This is a genomic window from Mycolicibacterium llatzerense (assembly GCF_000878195.1).
Taxonomy (GTDB): domain Bacteria; phylum Actinomycetota; class Actinomycetes; order Mycobacteriales; family Mycobacteriaceae; genus Mycobacterium; species Mycobacterium llatzerense.
The window spans coordinates 1-9354 of record NZ_JXST01000076.1 but is presented as its reverse complement, the minus strand read 5'-3'; the positions used below and the strand labels follow the sequence as shown (position 1 = coordinate 9354).

Annotated in this window: 10 protein-coding genes and 1 pseudogene; 8 read left to right on the top strand and 3 right to left on the bottom strand. The window is 67.1% G+C overall.

The window, feature by feature from the left end:
* On the bottom strand, positions 1-1247 hold a 1247-nt coding region (locus TL10_RS31530), incomplete at its 3' end, for an FAD-dependent monooxygenase (RefSeq protein ID WP_043988361.1).
* Positions 1248-1420: 173 nt separating this feature from the next.
* Between TL10_RS31530 and TL10_RS28890 the strand changes: the two genes are divergently transcribed.
* From TL10_RS28890 to TL10_RS28870, 5 genes are all read left to right on the top strand, one after another.
* Positions 1421-2026 (top strand): TetR/AcrR family transcriptional regulator, encoded by a 606-nt coding sequence (locus TL10_RS28890; protein ID WP_052506581.1) that lies wholly within the window; start codon positions 1421-1423, stop codon positions 2024-2026.
* A complete protein-coding gene (locus tag TL10_RS28885) occupies positions 2027-3097 on the top strand; it encodes a glycoside hydrolase 5 family protein (protein ID WP_043988359.1) in 1071 nt (356 codons plus the stop codon). It abuts the gene before it with no gap.
* A 37-nt stretch (positions 3098-3134) separates the two neighbouring features.
* Positions 3135-3980: a siderophore-interacting protein gene (locus TL10_RS28880; protein WP_043988358.1), complete on the top strand. Its 846-nt coding sequence runs from the start codon at positions 3135-3137 to the stop codon at positions 3978-3980.
* Positions 3981-4051: 71 nt separating this feature from the next.
* Positions 4052-5215: a lactate 2-monooxygenase gene (locus tag TL10_RS28875; RefSeq protein ID WP_043988357.1), complete on the top strand. Its 1164-nt coding sequence runs from the start codon at positions 4052-4054 to the stop codon at positions 5213-5215.
* A gap of 68 nt (positions 5216-5283) precedes the next feature.
* Entirely contained in the window at positions 5284-6180 is an 897-nt protein-coding gene (locus TL10_RS28870) for a tyrosine recombinase XerC (RefSeq protein ID WP_043393599.1), read from the top strand.
* Positions 6181-6236: 56 nt separating this feature from the next.
* Here TL10_RS28870 and TL10_RS28865 read toward each other — a convergent pair whose 3' ends face one another.
* Positions 6237-6731, bottom strand: coding sequence for a M23 family metallopeptidase (locus TL10_RS28865; RefSeq protein WP_043988356.1), 495 nt, complete (start codon positions 6729-6731; stop codon positions 6237-6239).
* A gap of 286 nt (positions 6732-7017) precedes the next feature.
* Between TL10_RS28865 and rpsB the strand changes: the two genes are divergently transcribed.
* Both rpsB and tsf read left to right on the top strand, forming a co-directional pair.
* Positions 7018-7827: a 30S ribosomal protein S2 gene (gene rpsB / locus TL10_RS28860; protein WP_043393605.1), complete on the top strand. Its 810-nt coding sequence runs from the start codon at positions 7018-7020 to the stop codon at positions 7825-7827.
* A 1-nt stretch (position 7828) separates the two neighbouring features.
* The gene (gene tsf / locus TL10_RS28855) at positions 7829-8644 is read left to right on the top strand and encodes a translation elongation factor Ts (RefSeq protein WP_043393608.1); all 816 of its coding nucleotides are present in this window, start codon (positions 7829-7831) and stop codon (positions 8642-8644) included.
* Positions 8645-8734: 90 nt separating this feature from the next.
* Here tsf and TL10_RS30440 read toward each other — a convergent pair whose 3' ends face one another.
* A complete protein-coding gene (locus tag TL10_RS30440; RefSeq protein WP_231575530.1) occupies positions 8735-9019 on the bottom strand; it encodes an FmdB family zinc ribbon protein in 285 nt (94 codons plus the stop codon).
* Between the two features lie 126 nt (positions 9020-9145).
* Here TL10_RS30440 and TL10_RS32065 point away from each other — a divergent pair.
* A pseudogene (locus TL10_RS32065) lies at positions 9146-9274 on the top strand (acetamidase/formamidase family protein); the annotation flags it as partial.
* Between the last annotated feature and the right edge of the window lie 80 nt (positions 9275-9354).

The following is a 9354-nucleotide window of genomic DNA, read 5'->3' as shown; positions in this document are numbered from 1 at the left end:
CCCTCCCCGGAAAGCGATGCGCGGTGTGCCATTTGGATGGCCAGGCGCACCAAAGTGTGCCGGGCGGAGGCATCCCGATTGGCGACCCCGACCGCGCGGCGTTCGGCCGCGTACGCACTGAGCAGGCGGGGACCGCCCCAGCCGTTGACGACAGCGGCCAGCGCCCAGCCCAACCCGACCGCGTCGCCGACGCCGGTGTTCATGCCGTAGCCGCCGTTGGGCACCACCTGGTGGGCCGAGTCGCCGGCCAGCCACACCCGCCCGTGCCCGTACGAGTCGGCGAGTGAGAGCCGGGGGCGCCATTCGTTGGCAACGATGATGTCGCAATCGAATTCGACGCCCAGTCGAGCGAACAGGAACTGCTTCGGATCGATTTCCTCGGTCTTGACGCCCATGCCGATCAGGGTGTGCAGCGTCCAGGTGTCGCGATCGTTCTGCGAGATCAAGGTCCAGCCCTCGGGGGACTGGGTATGCCAGGTCGTGCCGAATCGTTCCAACACCTCGCGCGCGGGGGACGTGAAATGCACCATGTACACGCGGCCGTCCATCGGGGTCTGGTGCCGTTCCACGAATGCCCGCACCGTCCCCGCGACCACCGTTCGCAACCCGATCTCACGTGCAGCCAGCCGACGGATATCGATGTCGTGCAACGCAATCCCCAGTTCGCGGCGCACGATGCTGCCGGCCCCGTCGCACCCGGCCAGGTAGTCCGCCCGCACTGTGCGGGTCTCGCCCGTCGCGCTGCAGTTGATCACCGCGTCGACGCCGTCGGCGTGCTGGCGGAAGGACCGCAGGGCCCACCCGTATCGGACGTCGATGCCCGTCCGCGTCTCCAGAATCGCCTTGAGTGCCGGTTCGAGAATCGCCTGGGAAACCCGCATCGGCGGTTCCAACGTCATGGTGCCGTCGGTACACGCACGGATGGTCTGGCGGCGTTCGGCGACGCCGGGGTAGCGGAACCGAGCCAATTCCCAGCCGCTGACCTTGGTTACCCAGGCAACGTCGAACGGATGATCTTCCGGCACAGCCACTTTGCGCAATTCGTCAGCGATTCCGAGCTGCCGGTACAACTCCATGCTGCGGCCGTTGGTGATGTCCATCTTCGGGTGCGTGGTGGTCGACGGATTGCGTTCGACGAGCAGCGCGTGCACACCGTGTCGCGCCAAGGTGAGCGCCAGCGTGAGGCCGACCGGCCCACCGCCGGCGATCAGTACTGAGGCGTGATCAACCTGTGCAGTCTCGCTCATCGCTGATCCCTTCTGATGTCAACAACTATGTCTTGATTTGAACAGAAGTGTTCAACACAAGTCAAGGATGTTTCTTGAACATGTTTGTTCAGAATTGTCAGAGGCTGTACAAACAGGGCTGCTACTGTTGTGGATTGAACAGGTGATGCAAGATGGTTCGGAGGGGCGGCGCCATGACCACGACTGACGACCGGATTGTGGCCGCGGCGGTACGGCTCTTCGTCGAGAAGGGCACCACGCAGGTCAGCATCAGTGAGCTGGCTCAAGAGGCCAACGTGGCCCGCGGCACGCTGTACCGAAACGTCGGTTCGATGGACGATCTGTTCGATCGCGTAGTCGGTGAGATCACCGCGGATCTGCACAGGCGGGTGTCGGCATCTTTCGTGGCGATCGATGATTCGGCCGCCCGGTTGGCCACGGGAATTCGGATGTGGGTGCGCTACGCGCACGAAAACCCCATGCTGGGCCGGTTCGCCGTCAAGTTCGGCCTGGGCGAGGAGGCCTTGCGGACGTGGATGACCGGCCCGCCGAGCAGTGACGTCGACGCCGGCCTGGCCGCGGGTCGGTACCAACTGGGGGATATCGGCGCCGACAGCGTGGCGTCGCTGGTCTTGGGCGCGACAGTCAGTGCGATGTGGATGGTGCTGGAAGGGCATCAGACGTGGCGCGAGGCCGGCACGTCCACTGCAGAACTTGTCTTGCGCGCCTTGGGTATCGACGCCACCGAGGCGCACCGGATCGCGAACGAGCCGCTGCCCGCGCTGCAGCCGTCTGTCTGAATGTCCACCGTCGTGGCCCGCCGCGTCCGCCGCTGTTTCGGGCAGCTTGCTTTCGCCATCGGGCTGGTCGTCGCACTCGTGATAGGGCAGTGCCTGTGGCTGCGTCCATCGCCGCAAGTGACGCCGGTGGCGCCGGAGGGCGGTTACGGTTTCAGCATCGGCGCTCCTCAGTCCTGGATGAGCGACGCAGACGCCGACCGCGAACTCGATGCCGTGGCCCGCACCCGAGCGGAGTGGATGCGGGTGCTGATCGACTGGCACATCGTCGAACCCGTCAAGGGTCAATACAACTGGCACTACGTCGATCACTGGGTGAACGGTTCCGCGAAGCGGGGGCTGAAGGTACTCGGGCTGATCGCCTACAGTCCCACCTGGGCGCGGGCTCCGGGTTCGTATTTCAGTGCGCCACCGGTGAATCCGGCGGACTACGCCGCCTTCGTCACCGCCGTCGTGCAGCGCTACGGCGACCGGGTCGCCAACTGGGAGATCTGGAACGAGCCGAACCTGCCGCTGTTCTTCGGGTTCACCACCAACCGGGCCGCCGTCTACACCGAGTTGCTCAAGGCGGCCTATCCCGCCATCAAAGCTGCTCAACCTGACGCCACCGTCATCGCCGCCGGCCTGAGTCGCGCCACCGGCCCGGACGCACCGACGAAATTCCTCGCCGACATGTACGCCAGCGGCGCACGGAAGTTCTTCGATGCCACCGCGATGCATCCGTACGTGTTCCCGGGCGGCATCGCCGAGGACGGCGACAACGGTTGGTCGGATCTGGTGCGCGTGCACGACTTGATGACCGTCAACGGCGACGGCGACAAGAAGGTGTGGATGACCGAACTCGGCGCCTCCACGTGCGCGCCGCAGGCCCGCGGCGTCAGCCAGGACGAACAGGCGCGTCAGATTCTGCAGGTGCTGGCCGGGGTGGCGGGCGCCGGTTGGAGCGGACCGGCGTTCATCTTCGCGGTCCGCGACACCGACACCGCCAAGCGCGACGACCTGGAATCCAACTTCGGCGCGTTGCTGACCTCGGACTGGAAGCCCAAGTTCACCGCGGCGGTGCTGGCTCGGTAGCCCATCGCTGCGGGCGCACCGCTCGTATAGTCGAGGCGTGGCAGGCCGTCCGATTCATACGTTCGAAGTTCTCCGCACCCAGCGCCTGACCCCGCACATGATTCGTGTTGTGTTCGGCGGCAACGGGTTCGACACTTTCAGTCCGAAGGAATTCACCGATTCCTATGTCAAGTTCGCCATCGTGCCCGCGGGTGTACAGGTGGCTGGCCTGGCGCAGCCGCTGACCCTGGACAGCTTCGAGGAGCTGCCGGCGGACCAGCGCCCGACCGTGCGGACCTACACCGTGCGGCGCGTCGATGTGGAGCAGCGCGAACTCACCGTCGACTTCGTCGTGCACGGCGATACCGGAGTGGCCGGACCGTGGGCGGCGTCGCTGGCGCCCGGCGACCCGGCGTATCTCATGGGGCCCAACGGGGCTTACTCGCCGAACCCGGCCGCCGACTGGCACCTGCTGGCCGGCGACGAAGCCGGATTGCCGGCGCTGACCACCGCGTTGGAAGCGTTGCCGCCGAGCGCGATCGGCCAGGCCTTCATCGAGGTCGACGGACCCGACGACGAGCTCGATCTGACCGCGCCCGCGGGCGTGAAGATCCAGTGGATCCATCGCGGCGGCCGCGCCGATCTGGTGTCCGACGACCGGGCCGGCGACAACGCGCCACTCGTCGCAGCGGTGCGGGCGGCTGACTGGCTGCCCGGCCAGGTTCAGGTGTTCGTCCACGGCGAGGCGCAGGCCGTCATGCACAACCTGCGGCCGTACCTGCGCAAGGAACGCGGCGTCGGCGCCGAATGGGCATCCATCTCCGGTTACTGGCGCCGGGGTCGCACCGAAGAGACGTTCCGGCAGTGGAAGGCTGAACTGGCCAAGGCAGAAGCCGAGGCATAGCCGAAAGCCGAGGCGCGGGCCGACGCTAATGTGCGATTCTCAGCCGAAGTTGCAACAGAAGGGCGGGCCCGATGGCGTTCGGTGACTACCAACTCGAGATCTACCTGCAAGGTCTGGGCGGTGTCGTCCCAACGCTGCCGATCTCGTTCGCGGAACTCGAGGAGCGCGCCAAGGCCGCGATGCCGCCGTCGATCTGGTCGTACGTGGCGGGCGGCGCCGGTGACGAGCGGACGCAGCGCGTCAACGTCAGCGCCTTCGACCGCTGGGGCCTCATGCCGCGCATGCTGGTCGGGGCCACCGAGCGCGACCTGACGGTCGATCTGTTCGGCCTGAAGCTGCCCTCGCCGCTGTTCCTCGCGCCGATCGGCGTCATGGGCATCTGTGCCCGCGACGGCCACGGTGACCTGCACGCTGCGCGTGCCGCCGCCCAGACCGGCGTCCCGATGATGGTCTCGACGCTCACCAGCGATCCGTTGGAGGCCGTCGCCGCCGAATTCGGTGACACCCCAGGCTTTTTCCAGCTGTACACCCCGAAAGACCGGGACCTGGCGGCCAGCCTCATCAGCCGGGCCGAAGCAGCCGGCTACCAGGGCATCGTCGTGACCCTCGACACCTGGGTGCCCGGGTGGCGCCCCCGCGACCTGTCGACGGCCAACTTCCCGCAGCTGCGTGGCCACTGCCTGTCCAACTACACCAGCGACCCGGTCTTCCGGGCCAAGCTGCCCGCGCCGCCCGAGCAGAATCCGCAGGGCGTGGTGATGCAGTGGGTGCAGGATTTCGGCAACTCGCTGACCTGGGACGACCTGGCCTGGCTGCGGTCGCTGACGAAGCTGCCGCTGTTGGTCAAGGGCATCTGTCATCCCGACGACGCGCGGCGCGTGCGGGACGCCGGGGTCGACGGCATCTACTGCTCCAATCACGGCGGCCGGCAGGCCAACGGTGGGATTCCGGCCATCGACTGCCTGCCAGGCGTGGTCGCGGCCGCCGACGGCTTGCCCGTGCTGTTCGACTCCGGCGTCCGCAGCGGCGCCGACGTGGTCAAGGCGCTGGCGCTGGGGGCGACGGCCGTCGGCATCGGCCGGCCGTACGCGTATGGCATGGCACTGGCCGGCACGGCCGGCGTCGTGCACGTGCTGCGGTCCTTGCTGGCCGAGACCGACCTCACCATGGCCATCGACGGCTACCGCTCACTGGCGGACTTGACCCCGGACGCGCTGCGCCGCGTCGACGTCTGAGGTCACAGCTCGGCCACTGAGGGGTGGCGCGACAGGCGCTGGGTTGGCGGTTCTGGGACCGTAGGGGAGTGCACCAGGCGGTCCTCTCGGAGTTCGACCAGTACCTCGAACTCGAATGCGGCCGTTCCGAGCACACCCGCCGCGCCTACCTCGGCGACCTGCGGTCGTTGGGGGAGTTCCTCGGCGACGACGCGGCCATCGGCGACCTGGACCTGATGACACTGCGGTCCTGGCTCGCCGAACAGGCCGGCAACGGCGCGGCCCGGACCACGCTGTCCCGTCGGACATCGGCGGTGAAGACCTTCACCGCCTGGGCGGTGCGACGCGGCCTGCTCGAGACCGACCCGGCGGTGCGGCTGCAAACCCCGAAGGCCCGTCGTTCCCTGCCCGCCGTCCTCCGTCAAGACCAGGCCGTCGACGCCATGTCCGCAGCGAATTCCGGTGCGGAGCAAGGTGATCCGATGGCCTTGCGGGACCGGCTGATCGTCGAGATGCTGTACGCCACCGGTATCCGCGTCAGTGAGCTGTGCGGCCTGGACATCGACGACGTCGACCAGAGCCGTCGCGTGCTGCGTGTTCTGGGTAAAGGGGACAAGCAGCGCACCGTGCCTTTCGGTGAGCCGGCCTTTCACGCGCTACGGGCCTGGCTGTCCGACGGTCGCCCGGCGCTGGCGGTCGCGACCTCAGGCCCCGCGCTGCTGCTCGGGGCGCGGGGGCGTCGCCTCGACCCTCGTCAGGCGCGGACCGTCGTGCACCAGACGATCTCGGCAGTGGACGGTGCCCCCGATATCGGGCCGCACGGCCTTCGCCACAGCGCGGCCACCCATCTGCTCGAGGGCGGCGCCGATCTGCGCGTGGTCCAGGAGCTGCTGGGGCATTCGTCGCTCGCGACCACTCAGCTCTACACGCACGTGACGGTGGCCCGGCTGCGTGCCGTGCACGATCAGGCCCATCCCCGGGCGTAACTCCCCGCCGAAGCTGAGCTTGTGTGCGAAATGTTCGCGATTTTTGGCACACAAGCTCACGTTCGAGGTGAGGTGAGGGGCTTGAGCCGGATCGGGGTGGTGGCGAGCAGGCCGAGGGGATCGACGTAGTCGGCATCGGACGACGCGCCCCACATCGCGCCCCAGTGCAGGCAGCTGCTGCAGCCGGGATGCCCGGCCATCAGCGTGCCGAGGGCACTACCGGCGGCGACGACGGCGCCGGGACGTACCACGGCACGCACCGGCTCATAGCTGGTGCGCAGCCCGCCGGGATGCGCGACCGACACCACCGGCCGGCCCGCGAGCTCCCCGGCGAACACCACCGTGCCCGGAGCCGCCGCGTACACCGTCTGACCGGCCGAACCAGCCAGGTCGACGCCACGATGCCCGCGCTGCCAATTGGGTTGCGGTGCGTCGAACGTGCGCACGACGGCCGGACGCGGCCGCAACGGCCAGTCCAATCGGCCGTCGGTGGCGTGCGCCACGCCGGTCGAGCAGACCGTGGCGATCCCCACCAGCAGGACGATGCGCATCACCCCAGTTCAGCGCCTCGGCGCCGGCTTCGGTAGCCCGAGAACCCCGATCTGTGGATAACCAGCGCTCTGTGGACAAGAGCACCCTGCAAAGCGTGTAAACTTCCCCCTGCAATCCGCATTCGTGGGTTGACTTCGCGCGCCTGCACAGCGGCTCGATCTCGGGTCGCAATCGCATGCCGGGCGGTCCCACCTCGGACAACCGAGTTGGGTCCGGCACGCAGCAGGCGTCAGGGTCCGGCATCACCCGATACCGGACGACAACCGAAACAAGTGAGGCACAACCATGGCCGTAGTGACCATGCGGCAGCTGCTGGATAGCGGCGCGCACTTCGGGCACCAGACCCGACGCTGGAACCCCAAGATGAAGCGGTTCATCTTCACCGACCGCAACGGCATCTACATCATCGACCTGCAGCAGACGCTGACCTACATCGACAAGGCGTACGAGTTCGTCAAGGAGACCGTTGCCCACGGCGGCACCGTGCTCTTCGTCGGTACCAAGAAGCAGGCCCAGGAGTCCATCGCTGACGAGGCCACCCGCGTCGGCATGCCCTACGTGAACCAGCGCTGGCTGGGCGGCATGCTCACCAACTTCTCGACCGTCCACAAGCGCCTGCAGCGCCTGAAGGAACTCGAGTCGATGGAGCAGACCGGTGGCTTCGAGGGTCGCACCAAGAAGGAAATCCTCATGCTGACGCGTGAGAAGAACAAGCTCGAGCGCAGCCTCGGCGGTATCCGGGACATGCAGAAGGTTCCGTCGGCCATCTGGGTCGTCGACACCAACAAGGAGCACCTGGCCGTTTCTGAGGCCATCAAGCTCGGTATCCCGGTCCTCGCGATCCTTGACACCAACTGCGACCCCGACCAGGTCAACTACCCGATCCCGGGTAACGACGATGCCATCCGCAGCGCCGCGCTGCTGACCAAGGTGATCGCTTCCGCGGTTGCCGAGGGTCTGCAGGCCCGCTCGGGTGCCAAGACCGAGGCCGAAGGCGCCGAGCCGCTCGCCGAGTGGGAGCAGGAACTGCTCGCCGGTGCGACCACCAGCACCGAAGCCGAAGCCGCCACCGAAACCACCACCACAGAAAGCTGAGATGGCTAACTACACCGCTGCTGACGTAAAGCGACTGCGGGAGCTCACCGGCTCCGGCATGCTCGACTGCAAGAACGCACTGGTTGAGACCGAGGGTGACTTCGACAAGGCCGTCGAGGTGCTGCGCATCAAGGGTGCCAAGGACGTCGGCAAGCGCGCTGAGCGCGCCACCGCCGAGGGCCTGGTCGCCGCCAAGGACGGCGCCCTGATCGAGCTGAACTCCGAGACTGACTTCGTCGCCAAGAACGCCGAATTCCAGGCTCTCGCGGACCAGATCCTCACCGCTGCTGTCGCGGCCAAGGCCAACGACGTGGAGACCCTCAAGGCCGCCACCGTCGACGGCACCACCGTCGAGCAGCTGGTCGCGGACCTGTCGGCGAAGATCGGCGAGAAGCTCGAACTGCGTCGTGCCGCCTACTTCGACGGCACCGTCGAGACCTACCTGCACAAGCGTGCCGCGGACCTGCCGCCGGCCGTGGGTGTGCTGGTCGAGTACAACGGTGCTTCGGAAGAGGCCGCTCACGCGGTCGCGCTGCAGATCGCCGCGCTGAAGGCCAAGTACCTCACTCGTGAGGACGTGCCCGCCGACCTGGTCGCCAACGAGCGTCGCATCGCCGAGGAGACCGCCAAGGAAGAGGGCAAGCCCGAGGCCGCGCTGTCGAAGATCGTCGAAGGCCGCGTCACCGGCTTCTACAAGGACGTCGTGCTGCTCGACCAGCCGTCGGTGTCCGACAACAAGAAGACCGTGAAGGCCCTGCTGGACGAGGCCGGCGTCACCGTGACCCGCTTCGTGCGGTTCGAGGTCGGCCAGCAGTAAAAACTTGAGCAGCCCACCCGCTGCTCACTGACAAAACCCCGCGCACAAACCCGGCGATCCCGGAGTGCGCGGGGTTTTGCTTTGTCCGGGTCAGGGCCGGGGGAGCTTGCGATGCAGAGGATTCGCAGTCACCGGCGCGCGGCGGCGGCTCGCAGGCAGGCTTCCGACGACGTCGGGGCGGTCGGCCGTGGCGCGGGTGGCGTCCTGGATCCGCATCCCCGGCGAGCTGCCGGCGCCTAGCGCCGGCGCTCCGATTCGGCGTTTGGCCTGGCTGCGGCAGCTCGGGCAGGGGACGTCATCGGGCACGACGGTCATCGAATGCTGTTCGGTGAAGTCCGGGCAACCCTGTCCACACCGGAATGAGTAGGTAGGCACAACGACACCATAAGCCCTCTGTGTCAACGTCATCCGGATGTAACTTGCCCGAACCGCAGACGAGACACCTTCACTATTGAATACTTCCATTCGGAAGCAAGTGTTCGTGTCGCTAGGAGGGTCACCGTGCCGGAACTGCTGTTCCCCTTGGATTCATCGAAGAAGTTCACCGACCAACAGCTCGTCGGCCACAACCGATGGCACCCGGACATCCCGCCGGCGGTCACCGTCAAGGAGCAATTGTCAATACCTGTGGATCGGGTGTTTCAGGCGACCTCCGTTTCGGTGTGCTGATCGCCGTTTGATGGTGGTGTTGGCGGGGTGATGTCGGTGGG

What these genes read in the sequence shown, in the direction of transcription:
- TL10_RS28890 (WP_052506581.1), top strand. Translation starts at nt 1,421, where the DNA reads ATGACCACGACTGACGACCGGATTGTGGCCGCGGCGGTACGGCTCTTC.
- TL10_RS28885 (WP_043988359.1), top strand. Translation starts at nt 2,027, where the DNA reads ATGTCCACCGTCGTGGCCCGCCGCGTCCGCCGCTGTTTCGGGCAGCTT.
- TL10_RS28875 (WP_043988357.1), top strand. Translation starts at nt 4,052, where the DNA reads ATGGCGTTCGGTGACTACCAACTCGAGATCTACCTGCAAGGTCTGGGC.
- TL10_RS28865 (WP_043988356.1), bottom strand. Translation starts at nt 6,731, where the DNA reads ATGCGCATCGTCCTGCTGGTGGGGATCGCCACGGTCTGCTCGACCGGC.
- rpsB (WP_043393605.1), top strand. Translation starts at nt 7,018, where the DNA reads ATGGCCGTAGTGACCATGCGGCAGCTGCTGGATAGCGGCGCGCACTTC.
- tsf (WP_043393608.1), top strand. Translation starts at nt 7,829, where the DNA reads ATGGCTAACTACACCGCTGCTGACGTAAAGCGACTGCGGGAGCTCACC.